This is a genomic window from Imhoffiella purpurea (assembly GCF_000585215.1).
GTDB classification, from domain to species: Bacteria; Pseudomonadota; Gammaproteobacteria; order Chromatiales; family Chromatiaceae; genus Imhoffiella; species Imhoffiella purpurea.
Map to the genome: position 1 here is coordinate 23,571 of NZ_AONC01000027.1, position 25,676 is coordinate 49,246.

The window sequence follows — 25,676 nt, forward strand, 5'->3', positions numbered from 1 at the left end:
CTGGATTTTGGGCGAGACGACTGGAAGTCTTGAGTCGCATTATCCGCGTTAGGATGCGACGAGTGAATGCGAAAGGCAATGCGTTTGCGCGTTTCCCGAGCCGGTGCGAATCGTAGGTTGGAGTCCTCTGCTACGGCTCCCCGTTGCAATCGATGGGCGTCTTGGAGTCCCCGCCGGGGATTTCTCGAACGAGACGCGGCACCAGATATCCTGGTATCCGAGCCCTTAGTCCGTTCAGGATCCGGCGGGCATCTCCATCGCTCACGCCGAAATGCGCCGCACCCTGCACGCGATCCAGCTGATGGATGTAATAGGGTAGGACATTCTGCTCGAAGAGTCGCTCGCTGAGATTCTGCAAGACCTCCGGATCGTCGTTGACTCCCTTCAGGAGCACGCTCTGATTCAGCAGCGTGACGTCCTCGCGATGCAGGCGCTGCAATGCCCCGCAGGTCTCTGTCCCCAGTTCGCGCGGATGGTTGGCATGGATCACCAGCACGGGCCGCATTCGCATCGAGGTTAGTATCCGCACCAGTCGCTCCTCGATCCGCTCCGGCAGCACGACCGGAAGGCGTGTATGAATGCGCAGCCGTTGCAGGTGTGGAATGGCGTCCAGTTGCCTCACGAGCCGCTCGAGCCGGCGATCGTCGAGCATGAGTGGATCGCCTCCGCTGAGAATCGCCTCGGTGAGCGAGGGATCGGCACGGATTCTCGCGATGGCGGCCTCATGACGGGATTCCCGTCCCGCGAGGGATGAATATGGGTAATGGCGCCTGAAACAATAGCGGCAATGGACGGCGCAAGCCCCGGTCGCCATCAGCAGCGCGCGTCCGGCATATTTCTGCAGCAGTCCGTCGCCCAGGTTTGCGGCACCGTCTCCCACCGGGTCCGTCACGAAGCCATCGACCGCGTCGTGCTCGGCCCGGCGCGGCAGGACCTGATGCAGCAGCGGGTCGTTGGGGTCGCCGTGTCGCATGAGTGCGGCGAAGCCACGAGGGACCAGGAGTCTGAATCGGTTCGGTTCGGGATCCAGCTCGGGGATGTCCTCGGGGCTCAGGCCGAGACTGTCCAGGAGTGCCCGAACATCGGTGAATGAAGCCGCGAGCGCGGACTGCCAGGGCGAGTTCTGACAAGTCTCCAAGGTTTGGGATAACATTGCTCGGTTTAGCTTCACAGACAATGAGGATGACATGGCTACCTATAGCACCAATGAATTCAAGGGCGGACTCAAGATCATGCTGGACGGGGATCCGTACACCATCGTCGAGAACGAGTTCGTCAAGCCCGGCAAGGGCCAGGCCTTCAACCGGGTGCGCGTGCGCAATCTCAAGAGCGGACGCGTGGTCGAGAAGACCTTCAAATCGGGAGATACCGTCGAGGCGGCGGACGTCCATGATACGGACATGCAGTATCTCTACAACGACGGCGAAGAATGGCACTTCATGCACCAGGAGACCTTCGAGCAGATGATCGCCAACGCGCCCGCCGTCGGCGAGGCCGCCAAGTGGATCAAGGAGAACGACGTCTGCAAGGTGACGCTCTGGAACGGTTCGCCCCTGTCGGTCGAGCCGCCGAACTTCGTGGTGCTCGAGATCACCGAGACGGATCCGGGCCTCAAGGGCGACACCTCGGGCGGCGGCGGCAAGCCGGCGACCCTGGAGACCGGCGCCGTGGTTCGCGTACCGCTCTTCGTCCAGACCGGCGAACTCATCAAGGTCGACACCCGCACCGGCGAATACGTGTCGCGCGCCAAGGAAGCATGAGGCGCGTCTCCAGCGGGGGCGTTCGTCCGACACCGATTTCCGATCCTCCCAGCCGGTCGCGCGATCTGGCATCCCTGGTAGAGGATTGGCGGCCGGCCGCATCGCTGGAGAGGATCCGGGCCCGGGCCGATCTGCTCGGCCGGGTCCGCGACTTCTTCGCGGCCGCGGGCGTGATGGAGGTGGAGACGCCGATCCTCTCCCGGGCCGCGGTTACGGACCCGGCGCTCGCCAGTCTGAGGACCTCGATCGAGGGGCCCGGCGGCGGGCGCCATCTCTATCTGCACACCTCGCCCGAGTTTCCGATGAAGCGGCTCGTCGCCGCGGGTTCCGGACCCATCTATCAGATCTGCAAGGTCTTTCGGGGCGGCGAGCGCGGACGGCGTCACCATCCCGAGTTCAGTCTGCTGGAATGGTACCGGCCAGGTTGGGACCATTGGCGTCTCATGGACGAGGTCGCGGATCTGGTGCGGACGATCCTGCAGCGTCCCCATATGTCCGAGGAGCGGATCGGCTACCGCGAGCTCTTCATGCGCGAGCTGGATCTGGATCCCTGGTGCGCGGATACCGAGACGCTGCGCCGAGCGGCGCTCGACGTCGGGCTGGCGGATGCCGGGCATCTGGATCTCGATCGGGACGGCTGGCTGGATCTGCTGCTCACCCATCGGCTCGAATCCGGGCTGGGACGTGGCGGCATGACCTTTCTCCACGACTATCCGCCCTCGCAGGCCGCGCTGGCGCGCATCCGTCCGGGAGAGCATCCGGCCGGGGAGCGTTTCGAGCTCTATATCGAGGGCATCGAACTGGCCAATGGCTTCCATGAACTGACCGATGCCGAGGAACAGCGACGGCGATTCATGGCGGATCTCGAGGTGCGGCGTGAACTGGGATTGCCGGAGCCGCCGATCGACGACGCCTTTCTGGCCGCGCTGGCCTCCGGTATGCCGGATTGTGCCGGCGTGGCGCTGGGTCTGGACCGGCTGCTGATGATCGCGGTCGGGGGGGATCACATCGACCAGGTTCTGACCTTTCCCGTGGAGCGTGCCTGAGTTCGGAGGCCGTGAATAGGACTCTGCATGCTTGATGACGGCATCCATGCCGTCGACCCCCGCGTTACGCGGGGAGCTGAAGCCAGGGGATGTACGCGTCCCTGATCAGAATCGGACCTGGGCCTTCCAGGTCAGCGTCGTGCTGCCGTCCGCTGGAATCTGGACCTTCCAGGAGGCCAGGTTGGCGGCCTCCTTGGTATGGGGCTGATTTTCTTCCAGAATCTCCCATTCTCCGGGCAGCGTCTCGACCACCTTGACCTCGACGGGCGTCGGCTTGGCGTTCTTCAGCTCCATCTCGAACTCGGCCTCGTAGGCATAGTCGTAGGCCGAGGAGCCAGAGAGCTTGCGGAATGACGTCTGTTTGCGGCGCGCGGTGACGTCGAAGCTTTCGCCCAGCTTGAGCGAGACGGCCTCGTTCTTCGGCGTGTGATCGATTCCGTCCTCGCCGATGAATTGGGCGTTGCCCCGGCTGTCCTTCGAATAGACCCGGATCACCCCTTTGGGCAGCGGGATCCCCAGCGAGCCGTCGCGGTTGACGAAGGCGAGTCTGGAATCCACCGCGAGCTTGCTCCAGCCGTCACCGCTCCTGGACTGATAGGCGTAGGCCTGGCCCTGGACGATCAGCTCCTTGGTCACCGGAACCCGATTGGCGCTCAGCAGTGCGACCTGCTTGGTCTGCTGGTTGAGGATGTCGGTCTGGCGCGGCAATGTGTATAGATGGTATTCGGCCAGCGACTCCTCCTCGGGCATGGGGGCCGCCGCGGCCATCGCCATGCGGTTTTTCATCAGCGGCACGGGTTGCTCGTCGCGGACCTGATTGATCTCGCCGGCCACCAGTTGGACCTGGGCATGACGAAAGGCGATACCGCTGGCGTTCTCGAGCGTCACCCATCCGCTCAGGTCCATGACATGCCCGTCCTCGCTCAGGTCGGCGACATAGTCCGCCTTCCAGGAGAGGCCGGAGGTCAGATAGGAGAGCTGCAGGGACTGCTCGCCCGCCCTGTCGGTCATCAGGTGTAGGACCAGGGTCGGTTCGTCGCGCAGATCCGCCGGAACCTCGGGAAAGGCGAGATGGCCCACGACCTGGGTCTCGATACGGTCGTCGTAGCGCAGTACGGCGCCGTCGTTGACGGCGAGCAGTGTGGCCGATTCGGTGGTGCGCTCTCCGGCATCGTTGGTGCGCACCACCTCGACGCGTTTGCCGACGAATTTCTTCAGCAGGCTCTGGGGCGTGAGCAGATCGTAGTCGAAGTTCTGCTCCAGCAGGGTCAGACCGACATCGCCGGACACGGGTGTGAGCAGTGCGGTTTCGGGCCGGATCCGTGCCGAGACCTGGCGCCAGGCGAGCCGGTTCTCGCCTTTCTCGAGATCGACGTGCCGCTGGTCCTTGATCAGGGCCAGATCCTGATTGTAGATGGTGACGGCCAGCGCCTGCTGGTCCGACTCCTGGATACGGCGTTCCTGATCCATGGCGATCCCCGTGGAGCTGATGAGGCCGAGGGCCAAGGCCGCGAGCGATATGGCTGCGTGCAATCCAGTGCGGGGCTGGACGGAAGAGACGGGTGGGCGTTCGGTATGCATCATGTCCTCATTGGTCTGTGGAGAGGTCTGTCATGCGAAAGATCTTCGATGCGCATTTCCATATCGTCGACCTGGGTTTTCCGCTCTGGTCCAACGCGGGATTTCTGCCAGAGCCTTTCGGGGTCGGCGACTATCTGGATCGAGTCGCGTCCCTGGGCGTTGCAGGGGGTGCCCTCGTGTCCGGTTCCTTTCAAGGGTTCGACCAGGGCTATCTCCTGGCGGCGCTGGAGCGGCTCGGTCCGGGATTCGTCGGCGTCACCCAGCTTCCGGCGAGCGTCTCCGATCGGGCGATCCAGCGCCTGGATGCCCGGAATGTCCGGGGCTTGCGTTTCAATCTCCGGCGCGGCGGGTCCATGTCCCTGCGGGAGGTCGAGTCGCTGGCGCGCCGTGTCCAGGATCTGGTCGGATGGCATAGCGAAGTCTATGCGGATACGGGCGATCTGTCCGGCCTGGAGCCGCTTTTGCGGCGTCTTCCCGCCGTGAGCATCGATCACCTTGGGCTCTCGAGGCGAGGGCTACCGCGTCTTCTGCGTCTCGTCGAGCATGGCGCGCGGGTCAAGGCGAGCGGTTTCGGCCGGGTCGATTTCGATGTCGGAGAGGCGCTGCAGGCGATCCATCGGGCCGATCCGGGTGCGCTCATGTTCGGGACCGATCTTCCTTCGACGCGGGCGCCCCGTCCCTTCTCGGACGTAGACGTCGGTCTGGTGATCGACGCGCTGGGCGAGGAGGGGGCGGAATTGGCTCTGTGGGAGAATGCCCGCGCCTTCTATCGTCTCGCGTAGCGGGTCCAGTTCGCCATCCATGGCGATCCAGCGAACGGGGGGCGGGTCTGTCAGGCGACCATGCGCCGATAGCTGTGCCAGGTGGCATAGCCGAGCAGGGGGAAGAGCAGGATCATGCCGATGAATCCGGTCAGGATGCCGATTCCGCTGAGGGCGACGATGGACGCGGCCCAGAGCAGCATGCCCGGCCAGTTGAGTGCGAATGTGCGCAGACTGGTGTTGATGGCGGTAATGGGATCGACATCCCGGTCCAGGATCATGGGGATGGCGACGGCACTGGTGGCGAAGACGGTGAACGCCAGCAGCAGACCGATGCCGACGAAGAAGGCCGCGACCACCGGATCGAAGCTCGACGAGAAGAGATTCAGATAGCTCTCGACGCTGGGCGACATGAGGTCGAACTGGATGGCGAACAGCAGGGCCGAAAGTCGGACCCAGGCGGCGGCGATGAGCCCGAGAAAGAGGGCGAAGAGACCGAGGCTGGTGCGTCTTCTCCAGATCAGCCCCAGGCTTTCGCGGATGCTGACCGACTGTCCGGATTCCTGCTGACGGGCCGCCACGTAGAGCCCGGCGGCGAGGAAGGGGCCGAGCAGCATGAGTCCGGTGAGAAAGGCGAGGGCGAACCAGGGCAGGGACCAGATGAGGGCGATGGTGGCCCAGCAGGCCAGGGAGAAGAGGGCGCCATAGAGAAGGCTGTGTCCAGGGGCGCGGACGAATGTCTGGATGGCCTGCCTGAGCCAGTCGAGCGGCTCGGCGATCTCTATCCGCCGCACCGAGGGCGCGGCGTCGACCAGATTCCGGGAGGGGCGGATCGCATGCGTTCTCATAGCCGGATAGCCTCATCTTCGGTGTTTACAGGGATTGGATCCGGTGTCCGAGCCTGGCTCGGTGTCGGTCCATGCGTCCAGCCGACGCTGTCGACCGTGCGCGCTGCAGTGCCGATACGACAGGCGATGCATATGGCATATGGGATATGTCGGATTTGGGGAAGTTCAACCCCTGTGGTGGATTCTCCGGGATCGACCCCCAGTTTCGCCGTGAAACCATCTCGGCTGTCAGCCGCCGGCACGCGCAAAACCGCTGGCGGTTGGTGGCCTTCCAACATGAGGACGAGAGCATGAGCGACGACAAGTGCGTGGATTTTCGGGGAGATGAGATCGAGGTGACCTGGGACGGGCGTCTCTGCATCCATGTGGCCGAGTGCGGCAAGGCGAAGGGCGATCTCTTCGTCGCCGGCCGCGAGCCCTGGTGCAAGCCGGATGCCGCGACCAAGGCGGAGGTGCGCGAGGTGGTCGAGCGATGTCCCAGCGGTGCCCTGACCTACCGTGACAGGTCGGGGGAGCCGGAGGCCGCGCCCGCCGAGAACCGCCTCGTGGTCGCCAGCGACGGTCCCTATTACCTGACCGGGGACCTCGAGATCGAGGGCGCGCCCGACGACATGCCGGGTGTCCGCACTCGGGCCGCGCTCTGTCGCTGCGGTGCCTCCAGGAACAAGCCCTTCTGCGACGGCAGTCACGAGGCGGCGGGATTTCGGGATACGGGCGCGGTCGGCGAGCAGGGGCGTGGGTTCAGGACGGCTGGCGGTCCATTGGCCGTTCGGCCCATCAAGGACGGACCCGTGCAGGCCGAGGGTAAGCTGACCATCCTGGCCGGAACCGGTCGCGTGGCCTGGCAGGGCGATAACGTCTTTTTGTGCCGCTGCGGGGCCTCCAAGAACAAGCCCTTCTGCGACGGCAGTCATAGCGCGGCCGGGTTCAAGAGCGACGACTGATCGGTATCTCTAGCGGTCTGGGCTCCCGATCCATCAGCGTGAGGCGTGCGCAGGGTGTACCATTTCAGCGTCCACCCGCCTTCTGCATCTGGAGAGCCTCATGTATGTGACCGCTTTTCTCTTCGGCCTGGCGTGCTACGTCATCTACAAGGTCTTCATTCGCGCCTTCTATACCGTCAAGCCCGACGAACGCGCCATCATCACCTCGTTCGGGCGCGCCCAGCGCCTCGGCAAGGTTCTGATCGAGGACGATTCGCTGAACGCCGAGGAGCAGGCGCGCTACCACTTTCCTCAACTGCGCACCATCGGCCCCGGCGGGCCCTATTTCAAATGGCCTTGGCAGGAGGTGCACAAGGTGCGGGTGGTCACTCAGGCGATCGATCTGACCTGGGATCCGACCAAGACCCAGACGACCGTCGAGGCCGTGACCAAGGACAATCTCACCACGGGGGTGGGCGGCCAGATCCGCTTCCGGGTCTCCGAGAAGAACCTCTACGCCTATTTCTTCGGCGTCGACAGCCCGCTCGAGCACGTCATGGGGTATTTCATCTCGGTGCTGCGCGAGCGCATCGCCAACTTCGTCGATCCCAAGGGGGCGAGCCTGGTCGCGGATACCGAGACAGCCGACGGCGGCAATGCGCCCGAGCTCTCCGAGGGCGTCTCCATCAACGACCTGCGCAAGAACCTGCCCCTGCTGAACGACTACATGGAGCAGCAGTGCCGCTCGACCTGGGCCCGCTACGGGATCGAGCTGGACGCCGCGCTCATCACCCAGATCGATCCGCCGCCCGAGGTGGACCGCGCGCTCTCGGCCATCAACACCACGCGCAACCAGGTCGCCGCCGACATCAGCACGGCGCGCGCGGATGCCGAGCAGCAGATCACCATGAGCAAGCGCGCGGTGGACATCGCCCGCAACAACGCCCAGGCCGAGGTGGCGCCGCTGAAGGAGTTGGCCGAGACATTGGTGCGAATCAAGTCGAGCGGCGGACCGGACGCCTTGCGCGCCTATGTGCGCAACCTCCGGGTACCCCTGCTGGGCAAGGCCGCGCGCATCATCCAGACCACCTCGGCGTTCCGCTGATCCGACTTCATTCGGGAGGTTGCCATGTTTTTCGATCTGGACAGCTCGGCCGGCTTCGCCGTCGCCTTCGCGATCGGCCTCATCTACATCCCCTTGCTGCTCGTCATCGCCCGGATCCTGGGGCTCTATGCGGTCGTCGCCGAGCGCGAGGCACAGGTCTTCACACTCTTCGGCAAGGTCATCGGCACATTGGACGAGCCCGGGCTGCGGTTTCCGCTCGCCCATTTCGGGCTCAAGGCCCTGCTGGTGCCCTTCTTCGGCAAGCTGTACCGGGTGCCGACCACGCTGAGACAGCATTATCTGCGCGATCAGATGGTCAACTCGGAGGAGGGCACGCCCATGGGCGTGGGCATCTGGTACGAGATGCAGGTGAGCGACCCGGTCTCCTATCTCTTCCGCAACGCCAACCCGGAGTCCTCGCTGCAGGCCAACGTGGCCAGCTCGACCATCTCGACGCTGAGCAACCTGGAGATGGACAAGATGCTCGAGGACCGCCATCAGCTCAGCCGCCGGGTGCGGGCGACGGTCTCGCCGCTCTCGGAGCAGTGGGGCTATCAGCTCGGTTCGGTCTATATCCGCAAGGTTGCCTTCACCGACCGCCAGATGGTCGACAACATCACCGAGAAGGTGGTCAAGCGCCTGGTCCAGGTGACCAGCGCCATGAAGCAGGACGGCGAGAACCGGGTCGGCCTCATCAAGAGCCAGACCGCCTTCAAGGTCTCGCAGAAGATGGCCGAGGCCGCCGCCGCGCGCCCGGCGATCGTCGGCGACGCCCTGAATGCGATCGCCCAGCGGGATCCGGAGGTGCTCGACGCCGTGATGGAGGTGATGGAGACCGAGCAGCTGATCCAGTCCGGGGCCGAGGTCGAGGTGCTGCCGACCGGGTCCGAGATCATGGTGCAGGTCGGTTCCTCTTAGTCGCTTCCTGGTCTCTCGCGGGAGGGCACGGGCTGCGCGCCGCCCCTGTCCTCCGTTCTTCGATCGATCCACTTGTTGAGTTGTCTCGTCTTGCGTCAGATCTGCTTCGATTTCGATGGAACCCTGGTCTACAGCTTCGATGCCGCCTTCAATGCCATGCGGGAGGTGGGGCCGGATTTCGGCCTCGCCGAGCTGACCCGCGAGCAGCTATACGCGCTGCGGGGCCTGCATCTGCGCGAGGTGCTGCGCACGCTGGATATTCCGCTCTATCGCGTGCCTCAGCTCGCCCGGCGCATCCGTCAGGCCATGCGCGCCGAGCTGATGGAGACCCCTCCGGTCGAGGGAATTCCCGAGCTGCTCGCCGAGCTGGCGCGTTGCGGCTATCGGCTCGGTCTGCTCTCGTCCAACGCCCAGTCCAGCCTCGACGACTATGTGGCACGGTACGGTATGCGTGAATTCGCCTTCGTCGTCGGCGGTACGGGTCTGTTCGGCAAGTCCCGGGCCCTGCGGGGCATGATGCGGCGTCAGCGGATCCGGGCGAAGGACCTGATCTATGTCGGCGACGAGCTGCGCGACCTGGAGGCCGCGCGCGATGTGGGGGCCGGATTCGCCGCCGTCTCATGGGGCTACACCTCGCCCGAGGGCCTTGCGGCGGCCGGACCGGACTGTCTGCTGAGGCATCCGGGCGATCTCCTGGCGCAGCTCGAAGTCTGCTGGTCGGACCCCGAGGATTCGGCCCAACCCCAGGATTAACAAGATTTAAGGGAAACCGGCCGCCGAATCTGGAACTGTATCCCCCGAGCCATGGACGAAGGCATCGAACTCGATATAGAGAGCGGCCAGCTCCCAGCCGCCAGCGACTAGCCGATCGAAGGCTGGCGGCTGAATGCTGGAGGCTGGCCGCTCGCCAGACACTGGAGATCGACTTGAACCCGGACGAGACACAGACATCCCAATCCCGCCCCTCGATCGAAAAGGGCTCGGGCGCGGCGCATCTGGCCGAGACCTTCACCGCCCTGCGCGATCAGGTCGGGCAGAGCATCCTGGGCCAGCGCGATCTCATCGACCGGCTACTGATCGCGCTGCTGGCCGACGGCCATCTGCTGGTGGAGGGGGCGCCGGGTCTGGCCAAGACGACCGCCATCAAGCAGCTGGCGCTGGGGCTGGAGGGCGACTTCCACCGCATCCAATTCACCCCGGATCTGCTGCCGGCCGACCTGACCGGGACCGAGATCTATCGGCCCAACGACGGCAGCTTCCGCTTCGATCGCGGCCCCATCTTCCACAATCTGCTGCTGGCCGACGAGGTCAATCGGGCGCCGGCCAAGGTGCAGTCCGCCCTGCTGGAGGCGATGGGCGAACGCCAGGTTACCGTGGGGCGCGAGACCTATGGATTGCCGCCCCTGTTCCTGGTGATGGCGACCCAGAACCCGATCGAGCAGGAGGGCACCTATCCGCTGCCCGAGGCGCAGCTCGACCGCTTCCTGATGCACGTGCGGGTCGAGTATCCGGATCTGGCGACCGAGCGGGCGATCCTGCGTCTGAACCGCGAGGAGGCGCGCCGCGACCGCGCCGAGCCGCCCCGGGTCGAGGTCTCCCAGGCCGACGTCTTCGCCGCGCGCGAGGCGGTGCTGGGGCTCTACATGGCCCCCGAGGTCGAGGACTATCTGGTCCATCTGGTGATGGCGACCCGTACCCCGGGCGCCTATGCCCAGGACCTCGACGGCTGGCTGCGATTCGGCGCCAGTCCGCGCGCCACCATCGCGCTCGACCGCTGCGCGCGCGCCCTGGCCTGGCTCGACGGGCGCGACTATGTGTCGCCCGAGGACGTCCAGCGCCTCGCGCCGGACGTGCTGCGTCACCGCGTGCTCCTCTCCTACGAGGCCGAGGCGGGCGGTCGGACCCCGGACGATTTCATCGCCGCGCTTCTCGCGCGCGTCCCCGCGCCCTGACCGATCGCCACCCATGAGCGCGTTCGGCAGTCATGCACAGGGCGGTTCCGGGGCACCGCAGGGGGTCCGGGTCGGCATCCAGGATCTGATCGCCCTGCGCGGTCAGGCGCGGCGTCTGGATCTGTCTCCGCGCGGGCGGGTGCTCGCCACCCGTAGCGGCGGTCATCTCTCGCGCTTCCGCGGCCGCGGGATGGAGTTCGACGAGTCGCGCCAGTATCAGCCCGGGGACGATCCGCGCAACATGGACTGGCGGGTGACGGCGCGGGCCGGCGTGCCCCATGTGAAGCTGTTCCGCGAGGAGCGCGAGCGGCCAGTGTGGCTCCTGGTCGATCAGGGGCCCGGCATGCGTTTCGGCACCCGCGTCGCCTTCAAGTCGGTGATCGCCGCCCAGGCCGCCGCGCTGCTCGGCTGGGCCGCCTCCGATCGCGGCGATCGGGTGGGCGGTCTGGTGTTCGACGAATCGAGTCGTCTGGAGCGCCGTCCGGCCGCGCGCGGCACCGGGCTCCTGCCCTTGCTCGACCGGCTCGCGGCGGACGCGGACGCCGAGGCGATGGCTTCACCTGGTGGCCATGCCTCGCTCGCGGAGGCCGCCGGACATCTGGTCAGGCTGGTGCGTCCGGGCAGCTTGGTGGTCGTCATCAGCGACTTCGCCGATCTGGACGAGGAAGGCACCCGCTGGGCGACCCAGATCACCGCCGGCAGCGAGCTCATCCTGGTCCATGTCCAGGACGTCATCGAGTCGAGCGTGCCGCCTCCCGGGCGCTATCCGGTGTGGACCGAGCGCGAGCGCGGCGTCCTGGATCTGACCAGTGCCGCCGTGCGGCGCGCCTACGAGGCCCATTTCAACCGGCATCATGAGCTGATGGAGGGGCTCGCGCGGCGCGAGCGGGCACATCTGATCCGGCTCACGACCCCGGATCCGGTCGGTCCGACCCTGGCGCTGGCCCTGGGAACCGGGCGTGCGTCCGCGGCCGGGAGGGGACGGGGATGAATGCCGATCCATTGGCCGGTCTGAGCGACTGGCATCTGCCCGATCCGGTCGGCTGGTGGCCCCTGGCGCCAGGCTGGTGGGCGTTGCTGCTCCTGGTCGTGGCAGCGCTGGCGACGCTTCTGTTCTGGCTGCGGCGTCGGCGCGGGCGTCGCGCGGCACCGCGCGCGGCACTGGCGCGACTGGCCGAGCTGCGGGAGGACCTGACGCGGGATGGCGACACGCGGCGTTTCGTCGCCGAGGTGTCGCGTCTGCTCCGGCGCATGGCCCTGGCGCGTTTCCCGCGCGAGCGGGTCGCCGGGCTCAGCGGTCGGGATTGGCTGCGCTTTCTCGACGCCACCGGCGGCGAGGGCGCCTTCGGCGAGGGTCCCGGGCGCGCCCTGGTCGAGGTGTCCTTCAGCGGTCGCGTCTCGGAGGGTGCCGATCCGGATGCGCTGGTTCGGGCCGCCGAGCGCTGGGTGCGTTTCAACTCGGAGAGGACCTCATGATCCAGCTCGACTGGCCCTGGGTGCTCGCCGCCCTGCCGCTGCCGCTGCTAGCGCGGTTTCTGCCGCGCGCGCCTCAGGATTCGGGTGCCGCCTTGCGCTTGCCCTTCTACCGCCGGCTCGCTCTGGAGACGGCGCAGCGTCCCGGGCGCCCGTCGCCCTGGACGATCGGGATCGCTGCGCTCGCCTGGGCCCTGCTGGTGCTGGCCGCGGCGCGGCCGCAGTGGGTCGGCGAGCCGATCGGGCTGCCGATCGCGGGACGCGATCTGATGCTGGCGGTCGACATCTCGGGCAGCATGGAGCAGGACGACTACGAGGTGAACGGCCGGGCCGTGTCGCGCCTGGCGGCGGTCCAGGCGGTGGCCGCGCGCTTCATCGAGCGCCGGGCCGAGGATCGGCTCGGGCTCATCCTCTTCGGCTCCCAGGCCTATCTGCAGACGCCCATGACCTTCGACGCCGAAACGGTCGCCACCATGCTGCGCGAGGCCGTGGTGGGTCTGGCCGGACGCGAGACGGCGATCGGCGACGCCATCGCCCTGGCGGTCAAGCGCCTGCGCGACCAGCCCGAGGGCAACCGGGTGCTCGTCCTGCTGACCGACGGCGAGAACACGGCCGGCGTGCTCGATCCGGTCGCGGCGGCCAAGCTGGCCGCCCAGGCCGGCGTGCGCATCTATACCATCGGTATCGGCGGCGGCGACATCGGCATCCGCACGCCCTTCGGCATGCGTCTGGTGCGCCAGGGATCGGACTTCGATCCGGCCACGCTCAAGGAGGTCGCCAAGATCGGCGGCGGCCGCTTCTTCGCCGCGACCAATCGCGAGCAGCTCGAATCCATCTATGCCGAGCTCGACCGGCTCGAGCCCAACCAGCGCGACGAGCGGACCTACCGGCCCCAGCGCGCGCTCTTCGTCTGGCCGGCGGCCCTGGCCCTGATGCTGGCGGCGGGGCTCGCCATGAACGCGGTCGTCCGTCGCGCCTGATACCGAGGGAGGTCCTGGTTTTCCGATGTCCGAGTTCCATCTGCTGCGGCCGCTCTGGCTCCTGGCCCTGGTTCCGATCCTGCTCCTCGCCGTTATGGCCTGGCGCCGCCGCATGGGCGAGTCCGTCTGGAAGGGCCTGGTCGACGCCCATCTGCTGCCGCATCTGCTCGTCGGCGGCGCCTCGGGGGAGCGCCGGCGTCTGCCGATCCTGGCCTTCGCCCTGGTCGGGTGCCTGGTGACGCTCGCCCTGGCCGGTCCGGTCTGGGAGCGTCTGCCGCAGCCGGTCTTCACCACCTCGGCCCAGCGGATCGTCCTGCTCGACCTCTCGCCCTCGATGAACGCGGCCGACGTGCCGCCGTCGCGTCTGGCCCGCGCACGCTTCGAGATCCAGGATCTGCTCAAGGCGAGCCGGGAGGGGCAGGTGGGTCTGATCGCCTTCGGTCCGGAGCCCTTCGTGGTGTCTCCGCTGACCGGCGATGCGCGCACCATCGCCGCCCAGGTGCCCCAGCTGAGCTCGGACCTGATCCCGGTGCCCGGGCCGCGTCGGACCGATCTGGCGCTGAAGCTGGCGGGCGAGATGCTCGACCGCGCCAAGTCGGGCGCCGGGGATCTCATCCTGGTGACGGACGGCGTGGGCGCCATGGCCGGATCCCTGGAGCAGGCGCGCGATCTGGCGGCCAAGGGGCGACATCTGTCGGTGCTCGCGGTCGGGACCGCCAAGGGCGCCCCGGTGCCGGATCCGCAGGGCGGCTTCGTCAAGGACGCCGACGGCCGGATTCGCATGGCGGCGCTCGACACCAAGCAGCTGAGCGCGCTGGCGCGTGCCGGCGGGGGGCGTTTCCTGACGGCCAAGGTCGGCGAGGGCGATACGAAGGCGCTCCTCGCGGCTGCGTCTTCATTGACGGAGACGGTCGAGAAGAGCGACCTGGTCGCCGACCGCTGGCGCGAAGAGGGGCCCTGGCTGCTGCTGCTCGTCCTGCCGCTGGCGGCGCTGGCCTTTCGGCGCGGATGGTTGCTGCCGGTGCTTGTTCTTGCCTGCGTTCTGCCGCCGTCGCCCAGTTATGCCTTCGGCTGGTCGGATCTCTGGTCGAGGACCGACCAGCAGGCGGCCCGGCAGCTGGAGGCGGGCGATGCCGCAGGGGCGGCCGAGCGTTTCGCCGATCCCGCCTGGCGCGCCGCGGCGAGCTACAGGGCCGGCCGTTACGATCAGGCCCTGGAGTCGCTGGAAGGTCAGCAAGGTCCCGAGGCGGATTACAATCGGGGCAATGCGCTGGCTCGGCTGGGCCGGCTCGAAGAGGCGGCGGACGCCTATGAAGACACGCTGAAGCAGGTTCCGGATCATGCCGACGCCAAGCACAATCTCGAACTGGTCAGGAATCTGCTGAATCAGCAGGAGGAATCCAAACAGGATTCCGAATCCTCCGAGAACCAGGACTCCGAGTCGTCGGACGTTCAGTCGCAACAGGATCGATCGCAGCAAGGTCAATCCGGTCAAGATTCCCCCGATCGGGATCAGGGAGCGGAGCAGGGGCAGCAAGATAATGCCGGTCAATCCGAGAACCAGGATCCTTCCGGGAAGCGATCCGGATCTCAGGGGCAGGGTTCGGAGACCCAGGGTGAGGGACAGGCGTCCGGCGAACGGCCGCAAGGGTCGGAGGCCGACGGATCCTCCGGCGACGCCGATTCGAGCGAGGAACAGGCGGCCTCCGAAGCGGGCCAGGCGAAACCGCAGGAAGCGGGTGCCGAGCCGGGGGCCGAGGATTTTTCCCAGAAGGCGCTTGGCTCGGCCTCGGGGCAGCCGGATGATGCGGGCCAGCCATCTGATGAGGAGGGCAGGGTCCCGCGTCGGCTGCAGGCCGCCCGATCGGATTCCGAGGCCGAGCGGGATGCGCCGCAGGTCGAGGGCGGTTCGGAGGATCTGACGCCCGAGGAGCGCGAGCGCCAGCAGGCGATGGAGGCCCAGCTGCGCAGCGTCCCGGACGATCCGGCCGGACTGCTGCGTCAGCGTTTCTTGTTACAACATCTTCGTCGAGAGGGGCGTTTACCCTGATGCCGAGAACACCACTCTTACGCGCGGCCCTGGTCGTGCTGCTGGTCTCGATCGGATGCGCCGTTCAGGCCGCCGGTCTGAAGGCGCAGGTCGATCGCACGCGGGTCAGTGTCGGCGACGTCGTGACCTTGCGGCTGGTGGCCGAGGGCGATACCCGAGGCGATCCCGATTTCGGCCCCCTGAACGCCGATTTCGACATCCTGCGCCGGGGGCAGAGCAAGACCACCAGTATCGTCAACGGAAGCATCTCGAGCACGCGCGAGTGGACGCTGGAACTCGCGCCCAAGCAGGTCGGCCTGCTCCGGATCCCGCCGATCGCCCTGGGGGCGGATCAGAGCCAGCCGATCACGGTCGAGGTCGTCTCCGGATCCACGGGTAGCGCGGTCGCCGGGGGCGACAGGCCATTGTTCCTCAAGGCCGAGGCGAGCGAACGGACACCCTATGTCCAGCAGGGCTTCGGCTACCGGGTCAAGGTCTATTACCGTCAGCCGCCGCAGCGGGCGGTGCTGTCCGATCCGACCGCTGACGGGGCCGGCATCCAGCGGGTCGGCGACGACCGCAGCTACGACGAATACGTCGACGGCGTGCTCTATCGGGTGATCGAGCGGCGCTATCTGGTGACGCCGCTGAAGAGCGGTACCCTGACCATCAACTCGCCCCGGCTGGAGGCCATGGTTCCGGACACCAGTGGCGGCGGGCGCCGCGATCCCTTCGCCGATCTGGACGATGCCTTCGGCGGGACCCTGTTCCAGGGCTTCCCCGACATCGCCGGATTCGGTCAGCCGATGCGCCGCGTGGTGGAGCGTGCGGAGAACCTCGAGATCCAGGTGCGTCCCCAGCCCGACGAGGCGGGCTCCACCTGGCTGCCGGCGACCTCGGTTCAGATCGCCGACGAGTGGACGCCGACTCCCCCGGTCTTCAAGGTCGGCGAGCCGGTCACGCGGACCCTGACCCTGACGGTCGAGGGCGCGACCTCGGCCCAGCTGCCCAATCTCGATATGGGTGCACTGGATGGCGCCCAGGTCTATCCGGACCGGCCCAAGGCCGAGGATCTGGCGGGGACCTCCGCGCCGACCGCCGTCAAGAGCTTCAAGGTCGCCATCGTGCCGAGCCGTGCGGGCGAGCTGACCCTGCCCGAGATCCGTCTGCCCTGGTGGGACACCAAGGCCGATCTGCCGCGGGTGGTCGTGGTGCCGGCGCGGACCTTCGAGGTGGCTGGGGGGGAAGCCTCCAGCCTCCAGCCTCCAGCTGCCAGCCCTCAGCCTCCAGCCTCTAGTCAGCAGCCCCAGGGTACCGGCTCGGTTCAGGGGCAGGATGCGGCGACTGAAGCGCCGTCCGTTCCGGCGGGATCGCCGGCCGCTCCGATGGAGTCGTCCGACCGGCCGGATGGGGCTTCCTCGTCGGGCGGATCCGGAATCTGGCCCTGGCTGGCTGGGGGATTCGGTCTCGCCTGGATCGCCACATTGATCTGGTGGCTGCGGGAGCGGCGTGCCGGACGCGCCGGGACCAGATCCGTCGGGGAGTCGGCCAGGCGGAGTCCGGGCTTCGGCGGGATGCGCGGCGTCGATCTCTCGGCCGCGCGGCGCCAGGTCGAGAAATCCTGTCTCGACGGCGACCCCCGGGCCGCACGCCAGGCGCTCATCCATTGGGGGCAGGTCATGTGGGGCGAGGAGGCGCCCAAGGGGATGAACGCGCTCGCCGCACGGATCGGCGACGAGGCGGCCCTGGAGATCCTGACCGAGATCGATCGCGCCATCTATGCGCCGCCCGGGTCGAGCTGGGATGGCGCCTCCGTCTGGCAGCGGCTCGGTCCGCTGCTCGCGGGTGTCGATGGCGTCAGGGGCGATCCGGACGAGGATCCATTGCCCGAGCTCTATCCCCGGGACTGATTCTGCCCAGTATCTGGCGGTGGAGGATCTCGCCGGTCAGTGCGTCGACACGGCGCCCGCGCAGGGGGTGGTGCGTCTCGGGTGCGATCTCGATCAGCGGTGTCAGCATGAAGTCCCTGGCCGTCAGGCCCGGATGCGGGATGCTGAGGTCAGGGTCCTCGATCACCCGGTCGCCGAATAGGAGGATGTCCAGGTCGATCGTTCTCGGGCCGTTGCGCAGATGGCGGACGCGGCCCAGACGCGCCTCGATGCGCTGAGTCTCGATCAGCAGTTCCCTCGGGCCCAGGCCGGTCGAGAGGCCGACCACCAGATTGATGAAGTCCGCCTGCTCCTCGATCCCCCATGCCTTGGTCGAATACCATGACGAGCAAACACGGACTCGGGTTGCTGGTATGGTGTTCAGGAGCGCGAGCGACTGCTGGATGTTGCGCTCCGGTGCGATGTTCGAGCCGATCGCGAGGAATACCTGGGTCTGGTCTGTCATGGAGTCCGTCTGGGGCCGAGTCGGGTGGGGGATGGAGATGGTCTGTTTTTCGATCGGCCGCCGATGGCCTCTCGTGGACCGCAAGCCTATCAGTATTTCCGCCAATAGCCTCTTGCGATAGCATGCTCTCCGCCATGGGGGTTGCGCCGAGAGGTCAGTGAATGACAGATGTACAGACCGTTTTCATCGTGGACGACGACCAGGGGATGCGCGATTCCCTGACGCTGATTCTCGAACTCGCCGGGCATCCCGTCCGCAGCTTCGCGTCTCCAGCCGATTTTCTCGATGCCATCTCGCCCCAGGACCGGGGCTGTCTGCTGCTCGATCTGCGCATGCCCGGAATGACCGGGCTCGAGCTGCAGCGCGCCCTCCTGGAGCGCGGCAGCCTGCTTCCCATCATCTTCCTGTCAGCCTTCGGCGACGTGCCGACGACGGTTCAGGCCATCCAGGGCGGCGCCATCGATTTTCTCGAAAAGCCGGCCAGTCCCGAGATCCTGCTGCAGCGGGTCGCGGCGGGTTTCGCCGAGAACAGTAAGCGTCATCAGGTCGCCGCCTCCGAGCAGGGGATCCTGGAGCGTTTTCGTCAGTTGACCCCGCGCGAGCACGAGGTGCTGATCCTGACCACCCAGGGCATGACCAACAAGGACATCGCGCGTCATCTGGGCATCAGTCCGCGAACGGTCGAGAACCATCGCGCGCGCATGATGGAGAAGATGCAGGCATCGAATCTGGCCGAGCTCTGCCGCATGTCCGCCGTGTGTCAGGTCTTGCCTCCCACGAGGTAAGACGCCTCGGCGGCGGCTCTCGTCCGCGCGATTCGATCCGGACGCACACAGGCCGGTCTCCCACTTTCGCTATTCCAGCCCTTCCCCGAGGTGTCGGCTTCTCCAGTGTCGGCATCTTGGCTCTCCCTGCCTCTTGCCGTTTCGACGTCCGATCGAGAACCGAGGGCGTCCTTTCACGCTGGGCCAATGCACTGAATTGAGTGGTCGTACGGATATGTTGAATGCCGTTCGTCGGCTAGTATGCCGCACAGTTTGAAGGGAATTGCTGGTTTGTGAACCGGTTAGCTGACGGATTCGCCCATTCGGCAGCGCTTTCCGGCTCGCTTCCCGCTTGGGGCTTAGGCGCCGGCAACCCTTGCACAAGGTATCAACGAGAAGAAGACGAGGAGGAGCATCGGACGATCCGTTCGCCGACGCTATTTAATATAAACCGCACGCCGTGGTCGCGTGTCAGTCTCGATGCCGGATGGCCATCGAGAGTGCGCGAAGGTCGCGGGTGGATTTCGGTCCAATACTAGAGTGCGGTAACACTCGAATTTCCCCGACGCTTCGTCAACGACTCCGACGAAGATGCCGGGGTTTTTTTTGCCTGTACGCCGCTGGTATCGCTGGACATCGGCCGTTTCGGAATCCGGCATCGTCGACCGATGCGGCGCCTCTCGTATCCATGAAAACCGGGAGACTTCTTAGAATTGACGCGGTTGGACAAAATGGGTTAACTTCGCGGGCTTATGTCGGAATCCCTCCCCGAGCATCTCGATCCCTGGCGCGCGGCCAAGAGCGGTCTTTCGTTCTCCGGTCGTCTCGCCCTCGACAGACTTCCCCGCGTATCCGGGGCGGCTGTGGGATCCATAGAGGATCCGAAGCCCCAGGTCTCTTATCGTCTCGATTTCGGGCGCGACGAATCAGGTCTCGTCCTGGTTTCGGGGAAGGTCCGGGCCCGGATCGGGCTGGTCTGTCAGCGGTGTCTCGGGAGTCTCGCGGTCGATGTCCGGGCGGAGCTTCGTGTGGCCTTGGTTCGAACGGAGCGCGCCGCGAGCGAACTCGTCGGCGAGTACGAGGTTCTGGTGGTCGAGGACGATTCGATGCGCCCGCTCGATCTGATCGAGGACGAGTTGCTGCTCGCCATTCCGATCGTGCCTCGGCATGCTCCGGGCGCCTGTCTGCCTCCCGAGACCACCGTCGAGGATGGCGGGCTCGCCGCGCCCGCCGACGGGGTGCCGGAGACCGAGACGGGGGCTAGACATCCCTTTGCCGTGCTCGCGGCGCTCAGACGCGAGTCGGATACATTGAACTGAGGTTCGCCCCATTCAGGTGCCGGTGCTTCCGGTCATGGTGTGACTTCGATCTTGAACTCAAGTGATCGGGTGAAGCGGCAGGCAGCCGCGTGTTATTCGCCCTGTGGAGAGAACGATGGCCGTCCAACAGAATCGCAAGACCCCTTCCAAGCGCGGCATGCGTCGCTCGCACGACGCACTGACCAAGCCCACCCTCTCGGTCGATCCCACCAGCGGCGAGACCCATCTTCGCCATCATGTCACCCCGGACGGCTTCTATCGCGGCCGTAAGGTCTTGGACAAGTCCGAGTGACGGCGGGCAGCCGCCCCAGCCTCCTTCCTATCGCCGATTCGCCTCGTAAAGCTAGGGTCATGAAGCAGAGATGTACCATTGCGCTTGACGCCATGGGTGGCGATCACGGCCCTGGTGTCGTGGTCCCCGCCGCCATCGAGTTCGCCAAGGCGAACCCGCATGTCGATCTGATCCTGGTCGGCGACGAGGGGCGAGTCGAGGCGCTGCTCGGCAAGGCGAAGCAGGTGCCGAGGGACCGTATCCGCATCCGTCCGACCACCCAGGAGGTGGGTATGGACGAGTCGCCGTCCAGGGCGCTGCGGGGCAAGAAGGATTCCTCGATGCGCGTGGCCATCGATCTGGTCAAGGCTGGGGAGGCGGGTGCCTGCGTGAGCGCCGGCAACACGGGCGCCCTGATGGCGACGGCGCGGTTCGTATTGAAGACCCTGCCGAGCGTCGACCGTCCGGCGATCATCACCACGGTGCCGTCCCTGCACGGGCACACCCACATGCTGGACCTGGGGGCGAACGTCGACTGCACGGCGGAGCATCTGTTCCAGTTCGCCGTCATGGGCAGCGAACTGGTGTCGGCCGTCGAGGGGCGCGAGCGGCCCCGCGTCGCCCTGCTCAACATCGGCCAGGAAGAGATCAAGGGCAACGAGCAGGTCAAGCAGGCCCACGAGCTCCTGGTGAATTCCAGTCTCAACTACATCGGCTACGTCGAGGGCGACGGCATCTATCTCGAGGATCTCGACCTCGTCGTCACCGATGGCTTCGTCGGCAACGTCGCGCTCAAGACCAGCGAGGGTGTCGCCAAATTCATCAGCAGCTCATTGAGCGCCCAGTTCAAGCGCAATTGGTTCTCCAAGCTCTCCGGGCTGGCCGCGCTGCCGATCCTCAGACGGTTCAAGCGGACCGTCGACCCCCGCCGCTACAACGGAGCCAGCCTGCTCGGACTGCGCGGCATCGTCATCAAGAGCCATGGCGGCGCCGACGAAATCGCGTTCGAGAATGCCATCTACATCGCCGAGAAGGAGATTCGCGCGAACATTCCGCAGCGTATCGGCGAGCAGGTCGGGCGGCATCTGGATCCCACTCAGTACAGGGAAACGGCCTGATGACATATTCCCGCATTCTCGGAACCGGCAGCTATCTGCCGGAGCGTGTGCTGACGAACGCCGATCTGGAAAAGATCGTCGATACGACGGCCACCTGGATTCAGGAGCGTACCGGGATCGAGAAGCGGCATCTGGTGTCCGAGGGGGAGTCCTGCTGCGATCTGGCCGAGATCGCCTCCCGCCGGGCGCTGGAGGCGGCGGGCATCCAGGCATCCGACCTGGATCTCATCCTGGTCGCGACCACGACGCCGGACCAGATCTTCCCCAGCACCGCCTGTCTGCTGCAGCAGCGCCTGGGCGTCCGCGGCTGCGCGGCCTTCGATCTGCAGGCCGTCTGCGCCGGCTTCGTCTATGCGATGAGCGTGGCCGACAAGTTCATCCGCACCGGCTCGGCCAGGCGTGCCCTGGTGGTCGGCGCCGAGACCATCTCGCGCCTTCTCGACTGGAACGACCGCACCACCTGCGTGCTGTTCGGCGACGGTGCCGGCGCGGTCGTGCTGGAGGCGTCGGACGAGCCCGGCATCGTCTCGACCCATATCCATGCCGACGGCGCCTATACGGAGCTGCTGCAAGTACCCGCAGGCGTCGGCAACGGTCAGACCGGCTCGCCCTATCTCGAAATGCGGGGGAACGAGGTATTCCGTTTCGCCGTGACCACGCTGGGCCGGATCGTCGACGAGACGCTCGAGGCCAACGGCATGAGCAAGTCCGACATCGACTGGCTGATTCCGCATCAGGCGAACATCCGCATCATCCAGGCCACCGCGCGCAAGCTGGACATCCCCATGGATCAGGTGGTGGTGACGGTCGGCGAGCACGGCAACACCTCCTCGGCCTCGATCCCGCTCGCATTCGATCAGGCCGTCCGCGACGGGCGCATCCAGCGCGGCGAAACCCTGCTGATGGAGGCCTTCGGCGGCGGCTTCACCTGGGGATCGGTTCTGGTCCGCTACTGAGCCGAGATCGAGACCGGCCCCCGAATCGCGCTCAATCCATACCGAACAGATCCTGAACCCTCCCTTCCCATGGCAAAGACACTCGCTGTTTTCTTCCCCGGCCAGGGCTCGCAGTCCGTCGGCATGCTCGACGCGCTCGCCGAATCCCATGCCGGCGTTCGACACACCTTCGAAGAGGCATCCGACGCCCTCGGCAAGGATCTCTGGCAGCTCGTCAGCCAGGGCCCGAAGGACGACCTCGATCGTACCGAGAACACCCAGCCGGCGATGCTGACCGCCGGGATCGCCGTCTGGCGCACCTGGCTCCAGGCCGGCGGCCGACCCGCGACCCTGATGGCCGGTCACAGCCTCGGCGAATACGCGGCCCTGGTGGCGGCCGATGCCCTGAGCTTCGCCGACGGCGTGCGTCTCGCGGCGGATCGCGCCCGCTTCATGCAGGAGGCGGTTCCGGCTGGGCAGGGCGCCATGGCGGCCGTGCTCGGTCTCGACGACGACAAGGTCGTTGCGCTCTGCGACGAGCAGGCCCAGGGCGGGGTGCTTTCCGCGGTGAACTTCAATTCGCCCGGTCAGGTCGTGATCGCCGGCAACAGCGCGGCGGTGGCGCGCGCCATCGATGCCGCCAAGGCGGCCGGCGCCAAGCGTGCCCTGCAGTTGCCCGTCAGCGTTCCCTCCCATTGCGCCCTGATGCAGCCGGCCGCGGATCGTCTGGCCGAGCGTCTGGCCGATGTGGCGCTGGCGCTGCCCTCGGTGCCGGTTCTGCACAACGTCAGCGTGACCCCGGCCGATTCGGTCGAGTCATTGCGCGATCTCCTGGTGCGACAGCTCTTCAGCCCGGTACGCTGGGTCGAGACCGTTCGGACGGTCGCCGAGCAGGGTACCGGCATGGCGCTCGAATGCGGTCCGGGCAAGGTCCTGGCCGGTCTCTGCAAGCGCATCGACGACAACATGAAGACGCTGCCGGTCTTCGATCCCAAGACACTCGAAGCGGCGCTGGAGGCAACAGCTCATGCTTAATGGTGAAATCGCGCTCGTCACCGGCGCCTCGCGCGGCATCGGCCGCGCCATCGCAATGGCCCTCGCCGAGCAGGGCGCCACGGTCGTCGGGACGGCTACGACCGAGTCCGGCGCGGCTGGAATCACCCAGGCCCTGGCCGATGCCGGATTCCAGGGGATGGGGTTGGTGCTGAACGTGTCCGATCAGGCGTCCGTCGACGCGACCCTGGGGCAGATGACCGAACAGTTCGGCGCCCCCAGCATCCTGGTCAACAACGCCGGAATCACCCGCGACAATCTGCTGATGCGGATGAAGGAAGACGAGTGGGATGCGGTGATCGACACCAACCTGACCTCGCTCTACCGGCTGTCCAAGGCCTGTCTGCGGGCCATGACCAAGGCGCGCAAGGGCCGCATCGTCAATATCGCCTCGGTCGTCGGCGCCATGGGCAATGCCGGGCAGACCAACTACGCGGCGGCCAAGGCGGGCATGATGGGCTTCACCAAGTCGCTGGCCCGCGAGGTGGGCGCACGCGGCGTCACCGTCAATTGCGTGGCGCCCGGCTTCATCGACACGGATATGACCCGCTCATTGCCCGACGCCCATCGCGAGACGCTCCTGAGCGCGATCCCCTTGGCTCGACTGGGCCGGCCGGAAGAGATCGCCAGCGCGGTGCTGTTCCTGGCGTCCCCGGGCGGCGCCTACATCACGGGTGAGACATTGCACGTCAATGGCGGCATGCACATGGCGTGACGCGGGGGTGTTCGTATTAAATACTCCTTGCAAATCAATTTTTTGAATGATGATCGTCGGGGCCGATATTGGCTTTCATCGATCATCGATTGTCACTAGAATACGCCCTGGCCCAGCGAGGGCCATTTTATTCATCCGGAGGAATCATTCCTATGAGCAGCGTTGAAGATCGAGTTCGCAAAATCGTTGTCGAGCAATTGGGCGTCAAGGAAGAGGAAGTGACCGCCGAGGCGTCCTTTGTCGACGATCTGGGTGCGGACTCCCTCGACACCGTGGAATTGGTCATGGCCCTCGAAGAAGAGTTCGAGACCGAAATTCCGGACGAAGACGCGGAGAAGATTACGACGGTCCAGCAGGCCATCGATTACATCAACGCGCATCAGGCCTGAGCCTGATTCGGAACAGTACGTATCGCCACGCGCCGCAGATGGACCCGGGCGCGGCTGAGGCTCGTCGAATGTGGCGTTCTGAACGATAGAGGTAAGTAATGGCAGGCAGAAGGGTAGTCGTCACCGGATTAGGGCTCGTTGCCCCCGTTGGTCTGGATGTCAAGTCCTCGTGGGACAACATCCTGGCCGGCAAGAGCGGGATCAAACCCATCACCCATTTCGACATCGAACCGTTCAGTACCCGCTTCGGCGGACCTATCTATGGCTTCGATCCGAGCGAATACATCTCGGAGAAGGACGCCAAGAAGATGGACAAGTTCATCCACTACGGCGTGGTCGCCGGCTCTCAGGCCATCGCCGACGCCGGGCTGGAGATCACCGAGTCCAACTGTCGGCGGATCGGTGTGGCCGTGGGTTCCGGCATCGGCGGCATCACGGGTATCGAGAACAACTACCAGGCCTACAAGGACAAGGGGCCGCGTCGGATCTCGCCCTTCTTCGTTCCCGCCAACATCGTCAACATGGTGGCCGGCAACATCTCGATCAAGTATGGCCTCAAGGGCCCCAACTACTCGATCGTCTCGGCCTGTGCCACGGGGACGCACAACATCGGCGAGGCGGCCATCATGATCCGCCACGGCTATGTGGACGTCATGATCGCGGGCGGTGCCGAGATGGCGACCTCCCCGGTCGGTCTGGGCGGTTTCGCCGCCGCGCGTGCGCTCTCGACCCGCAACGACGACCCCGAGGGCGCCAGCCGCCCCTTCGACAAGGAACGCGACGGCTTCGTCCTGAGCGACGGTGCCGGCGTCGTGGTGTTGGAGGAGTACGAGCACGCCAAGGCCCGTGGAGCGACCATCTATGCCGAGCTGGTCGGTGTCGGCATGAACTCCGACGCCTATCACATGACGGCACCGTCCGAGGACGGCGAGGGCGCTGCCAACTGCATGCTGATGGCGCTCGAGGACGCGGCCTTGAACCTGGAGCAGGTGAGCCACATCAATGCTCACGGAACCTCGACCGTGGCCGGCGACGCGGCGGAGACCCGCGCCGTCAAGCGTGCCTTCGGCGAGCACGCCTACAAGCTCGCGGTCAGCTCGACCAAATCCATGACCGGTCACATGCTGGGCGCGGCCGGCGGCGCCGAGGCCATCTTCACCATCCTGGCGCTCCGCGACCAGGTCGCTCCGCCGACCATTAACTACAAGACTCCGGATCCGGACTGCGATCTCGACTACGTGCCCAACACGGCGCGCGAGATGCCGATGGAGGTGGCGATCTCGAACTCCTTCGGGTTCGGTGGGACCAACGGGACGCTCGTTTTCCGCCGCATCTGATCGGT

The 25,676-nt window shown here is 66.2% G+C and carries 26 protein-coding genes; 22 read left to right on the plus strand and 4 right to left on the minus strand.

Features of this window, described 5'->3' with window-relative positions; genetic code table 11:
- Window positions 1-130: 130 nt before the first annotated feature.
- Window positions 131-1,138 (minus strand): EF-P beta-lysylation protein EpmB, encoded by a 1,008-nt coding sequence (gene epmB / locus D779_RS09155; protein WP_332307753.1) that lies wholly within the window; start codon window positions 1,136-1,138, stop codon window positions 131-133.
- A 49-nt stretch (window positions 1,139-1,187) separates the two neighbouring features.
- On the opposite strand from epmB, the gene efp reads away from it, so the two are divergent.
- Window positions 1,188-1,760 carry an elongation factor P gene (gene efp / locus D779_RS09160; protein WP_043752952.1) on the plus strand — a complete coding sequence of 191 codons (573 nt, stop codon included), beginning with the start codon at window positions 1,188-1,190 and terminating at the stop codon, window positions 1,758-1,760.
- Complete coding sequence (epmA, locus tag D779_RS09165; protein ID WP_081763429.1) at window positions 1,757-2,806, plus strand: EF-P lysine aminoacylase EpmA; 1,050 nt, start codon at window positions 1,757-1,759, stop codon at window positions 2,804-2,806. Before efp ends, epmA begins: the two co-directional genes overlap by 4 nt.
- Before the next feature lie 105 nt (window positions 2,807-2,911).
- On the opposite strand, the gene D779_RS09170 is transcribed toward epmA, so the two are convergent.
- On the minus strand, window positions 2,912-4,339 hold the full coding sequence (locus D779_RS09170; protein WP_232424140.1) for a DUF4139 domain-containing protein: 1,428 nt from the start codon (window positions 4,337-4,339) through the stop codon (window positions 2,912-2,914).
- An 80-nt stretch (window positions 4,340-4,419) separates the two neighbouring features.
- Here D779_RS09170 and D779_RS09175 point away from each other — a divergent pair, with 80 nt between their 5' ends.
- On the plus strand, window positions 4,420-5,169 hold the full coding sequence (locus tag D779_RS09175) for an amidohydrolase family protein (RefSeq protein WP_043752954.1): 750 nt from the start codon (window positions 4,420-4,422) through the stop codon (window positions 5,167-5,169).
- A 50-nt stretch (window positions 5,170-5,219) separates the two neighbouring features.
- Here the strand turns inward: D779_RS09175 and D779_RS09180 are convergent, their stop codons facing one another.
- On the minus strand, window positions 5,220-5,996 hold the full coding sequence (locus D779_RS09180) for a DUF2189 domain-containing protein (RefSeq protein WP_043752958.1): 777 nt from the start codon (window positions 5,994-5,996) through the stop codon (window positions 5,220-5,222).
- Window positions 5,997-6,286: 290 nt separating this feature from the next.
- On the opposite strand from D779_RS09180, the gene D779_RS09185 reads away from it, so the two are divergent.
- The 10 genes from D779_RS09185 (at window position 6,287) to D779_RS09230 (ending at window position 17,286) form a co-directional block, all read left to right on the plus strand.
- Window positions 6,287-6,940, plus strand: coding sequence for a CDGSH iron-sulfur domain-containing protein (locus tag D779_RS09185; protein WP_043753065.1), 654 nt, complete (start codon window positions 6,287-6,289; stop codon window positions 6,938-6,940).
- Between the two features lie 100 nt (window positions 6,941-7,040).
- Window positions 7,041-8,024: an SPFH domain-containing protein gene (locus D779_RS09190; protein WP_043752960.1), complete on the plus strand. Its 984-nt coding sequence runs from the start codon at window positions 7,041-7,043 to the stop codon at window positions 8,022-8,024.
- A 24-nt stretch (window positions 8,025-8,048) separates the two neighbouring features.
- Window positions 8,049-8,942: an SPFH domain-containing protein gene (locus tag D779_RS09195; RefSeq protein ID WP_052348001.1), complete on the plus strand. Its 894-nt coding sequence runs from the start codon at window positions 8,049-8,051 to the stop codon at window positions 8,940-8,942.
- A 72-nt stretch (window positions 8,943-9,014) separates the two neighbouring features.
- Window positions 9,015-9,695 (plus strand): HAD hydrolase-like protein, encoded by a 681-nt coding sequence (locus tag D779_RS09200; RefSeq protein WP_232424141.1) that lies wholly within the window; start codon window positions 9,015-9,017, stop codon window positions 9,693-9,695.
- A gap of 215 nt (window positions 9,696-9,910) precedes the next feature.
- Window positions 9,911-10,894, plus strand: a complete 984-nt coding sequence (locus D779_RS09205; RefSeq protein ID WP_232424143.1) for an AAA family ATPase — start codon at window positions 9,911-9,913, stop codon at window positions 10,892-10,894.
- Between the two features lie 13 nt (window positions 10,895-10,907).
- Window positions 10,908-11,885: a DUF58 domain-containing protein gene (locus D779_RS09210; protein WP_043752962.1), complete on the plus strand. Its 978-nt coding sequence runs from the start codon at window positions 10,908-10,910 to the stop codon at window positions 11,883-11,885.
- Window positions 11,882-12,370, plus strand: a complete 489-nt coding sequence (locus D779_RS09215; protein WP_043752963.1) for a DUF4381 domain-containing protein — start codon at window positions 11,882-11,884, stop codon at window positions 12,368-12,370. The genes D779_RS09210 and D779_RS09215 overlap by 4 nt, the downstream gene beginning before the upstream one ends.
- Complete coding sequence (locus D779_RS09220; RefSeq protein ID WP_043752966.1) at window positions 12,367-13,347, plus strand: VWA domain-containing protein; 981 nt, start codon at window positions 12,367-12,369, stop codon at window positions 13,345-13,347. Before D779_RS09215 ends, D779_RS09220 begins: the two co-directional genes overlap by 4 nt.
- Before the next feature lie 25 nt (window positions 13,348-13,372).
- On the plus strand, window positions 13,373-15,397 hold the full coding sequence (locus D779_RS09225; RefSeq protein ID WP_043752969.1) for a VWA domain-containing protein: 2,025 nt from the start codon (window positions 13,373-13,375) through the stop codon (window positions 15,395-15,397).
- Window positions 15,397-17,286 carry a BatD family protein gene (locus tag D779_RS09230; protein ID WP_043752971.1) on the plus strand — a complete coding sequence of 630 codons (1,890 nt, stop codon included), beginning with the start codon at window positions 15,397-15,399 and terminating at the stop codon, window positions 17,284-17,286. Before D779_RS09225 ends, D779_RS09230 begins: the two co-directional genes overlap by 1 nt.
- Here D779_RS09230 and folK read toward each other — a convergent pair.
- Window positions 17,234-17,770, minus strand: a complete 537-nt coding sequence (gene folK, locus D779_RS09235; protein ID WP_043752973.1) for a 2-amino-4-hydroxy-6-hydroxymethyldihydropteridine diphosphokinase — start codon at window positions 17,768-17,770, stop codon at window positions 17,234-17,236. The genes D779_RS09230 and folK overlap by 53 nt on opposite strands.
- A 161-nt stretch (window positions 17,771-17,931) precedes the next feature.
- Between folK and D779_RS09240 the strand changes: the two genes are divergently transcribed.
- The 9 genes from D779_RS09240 (at window position 17,932) to fabF (ending at window position 25,671) form a co-directional block, all read left to right on the plus strand.
- Complete coding sequence (locus D779_RS09240) at window positions 17,932-18,555, plus strand: response regulator transcription factor (RefSeq protein ID WP_043752976.1); 624 nt, start codon at window positions 17,932-17,934, stop codon at window positions 18,553-18,555.
- A 731-nt stretch (window positions 18,556-19,286) separates the two neighbouring features.
- Window positions 19,287-19,853, plus strand: coding sequence for a YceD family protein (locus tag D779_RS09245; protein WP_052348003.1), 567 nt, complete (start codon window positions 19,287-19,289; stop codon window positions 19,851-19,853).
- 115 nt (window positions 19,854-19,968) lie between these two features.
- Window positions 19,969-20,145: a 50S ribosomal protein L32 gene (gene rpmF, locus D779_RS09250; RefSeq protein ID WP_043752978.1), complete on the plus strand. Its 177-nt coding sequence runs from the start codon at window positions 19,969-19,971 to the stop codon at window positions 20,143-20,145.
- A 59-nt stretch (window positions 20,146-20,204) separates the two neighbouring features.
- Entirely contained in the window at window positions 20,205-21,242 is a 1,038-nt protein-coding gene (gene plsX, locus D779_RS09255; RefSeq protein WP_043752981.1) for a phosphate acyltransferase PlsX, read from the plus strand.
- Window positions 21,242-22,198, plus strand: coding sequence for a beta-ketoacyl-ACP synthase III (locus tag D779_RS09260; protein ID WP_043752983.1), 957 nt, complete (start codon window positions 21,242-21,244; stop codon window positions 22,196-22,198). Before plsX ends, D779_RS09260 begins: the two co-directional genes overlap by 1 nt.
- 69 nt (window positions 22,199-22,267) lie before the next feature.
- Window positions 22,268-23,212 (plus strand): ACP S-malonyltransferase, encoded by a 945-nt coding sequence (fabD, locus tag D779_RS09265; RefSeq protein WP_043752985.1) that lies wholly within the window; start codon window positions 22,268-22,270, stop codon window positions 23,210-23,212.
- Window positions 23,205-23,945 carry a 3-oxoacyl-ACP reductase FabG gene (gene fabG, locus D779_RS09270; protein ID WP_043752988.1) on the plus strand — a complete coding sequence of 247 codons (741 nt, stop codon included), beginning with the start codon at window positions 23,205-23,207 and terminating at the stop codon, window positions 23,943-23,945. The genes fabD and fabG overlap by 8 nt, the downstream gene beginning before the upstream one ends.
- Before the next feature lie 152 nt (window positions 23,946-24,097).
- Window positions 24,098-24,334, plus strand: a complete 237-nt coding sequence (gene acpP, locus D779_RS09275) for an acyl carrier protein (protein ID WP_043752991.1) — start codon at window positions 24,098-24,100, stop codon at window positions 24,332-24,334.
- Between the two features lie 98 nt (window positions 24,335-24,432).
- On the plus strand, window positions 24,433-25,671 hold the full coding sequence (gene fabF / locus D779_RS09280) for a beta-ketoacyl-ACP synthase II (RefSeq protein WP_043752994.1): 1,239 nt from the start codon (window positions 24,433-24,435) through the stop codon (window positions 25,669-25,671).
- The last annotated feature ends 5 nt before the right edge of the window (window positions 25,672-25,676 follow it).

Excerpts from the sequence above, each read along its gene's own strand:
- efp (WP_043752952.1), top strand. The coding sequence starts at position 1,188 with ATGGCTACCTATAGCACCAATGAATTCAAGGGCGGACTCAAGATCATG.
- epmA (WP_081763429.1), top strand. The coding sequence starts at position 1,757 with ATGAGGCGCGTCTCCAGCGGGGGCGTTCGTCCGACACCGATTTCCGAT.
- D779_RS09175 (WP_043752954.1), top strand. The coding sequence starts at position 4,420 with ATGCGAAAGATCTTCGATGCGCATTTCCATATCGTCGACCTGGGTTTT.
- D779_RS09180 (WP_043752958.1), bottom strand. The coding sequence starts at position 5,996 with ATGAGAACGCATGCGATCCGCCCCTCCCGGAATCTGGTCGACGCCGCG.
- D779_RS09185 (WP_043753065.1), top strand. The coding sequence starts at position 6,287 with ATGAGCGACGACAAGTGCGTGGATTTTCGGGGAGATGAGATCGAGGTG.
- D779_RS09190 (WP_043752960.1), top strand. The coding sequence starts at position 7,041 with ATGTATGTGACCGCTTTTCTCTTCGGCCTGGCGTGCTACGTCATCTAC.
- D779_RS09195 (WP_052348001.1), top strand. The coding sequence starts at position 8,049 with ATGTTTTTCGATCTGGACAGCTCGGCCGGCTTCGCCGTCGCCTTCGCG.
- D779_RS09210 (WP_043752962.1), top strand. The coding sequence starts at position 10,908 with ATGAGCGCGTTCGGCAGTCATGCACAGGGCGGTTCCGGGGCACCGCAG.
- D779_RS09215 (WP_043752963.1), top strand. The coding sequence starts at position 11,882 with ATGAATGCCGATCCATTGGCCGGTCTGAGCGACTGGCATCTGCCCGAT.
- D779_RS09220 (WP_043752966.1), top strand. The coding sequence starts at position 12,367 with ATGATCCAGCTCGACTGGCCCTGGGTGCTCGCCGCCCTGCCGCTGCCG.
- D779_RS09225 (WP_043752969.1), top strand. The coding sequence starts at position 13,373 with ATGTCCGAGTTCCATCTGCTGCGGCCGCTCTGGCTCCTGGCCCTGGTT.
- D779_RS09230 (WP_043752971.1), top strand. The coding sequence starts at position 15,397 with ATGCCGAGAACACCACTCTTACGCGCGGCCCTGGTCGTGCTGCTGGTC.
- folK (WP_043752973.1), bottom strand. The coding sequence starts at position 17,770 with ATGACAGACCAGACCCAGGTATTCCTCGCGATCGGCTCGAACATCGCA.
- D779_RS09240 (WP_043752976.1), top strand. The coding sequence starts at position 17,932 with ATGACAGATGTACAGACCGTTTTCATCGTGGACGACGACCAGGGGATG.
- D779_RS09245 (WP_052348003.1), top strand. The coding sequence starts at position 19,287 with ATGTCGGAATCCCTCCCCGAGCATCTCGATCCCTGGCGCGCGGCCAAG.
- rpmF (WP_043752978.1), top strand. The coding sequence starts at position 19,969 with ATGGCCGTCCAACAGAATCGCAAGACCCCTTCCAAGCGCGGCATGCGT.
- plsX (WP_043752981.1), top strand. The coding sequence starts at position 20,205 with ATGAAGCAGAGATGTACCATTGCGCTTGACGCCATGGGTGGCGATCAC.
- D779_RS09260 (WP_043752983.1), top strand. The coding sequence starts at position 21,242 with ATGACATATTCCCGCATTCTCGGAACCGGCAGCTATCTGCCGGAGCGT.
- fabD (WP_043752985.1), top strand. The coding sequence starts at position 22,268 with ATGGCAAAGACACTCGCTGTTTTCTTCCCCGGCCAGGGCTCGCAGTCC.
- fabG (WP_043752988.1), top strand. The coding sequence starts at position 23,205 with ATGCTTAATGGTGAAATCGCGCTCGTCACCGGCGCCTCGCGCGGCATC.
- acpP (WP_043752991.1), top strand. The coding sequence starts at position 24,098 with ATGAGCAGCGTTGAAGATCGAGTTCGCAAAATCGTTGTCGAGCAATTG.
- fabF (WP_043752994.1), top strand. The coding sequence starts at position 24,433 with ATGGCAGGCAGAAGGGTAGTCGTCACCGGATTAGGGCTCGTTGCCCCC.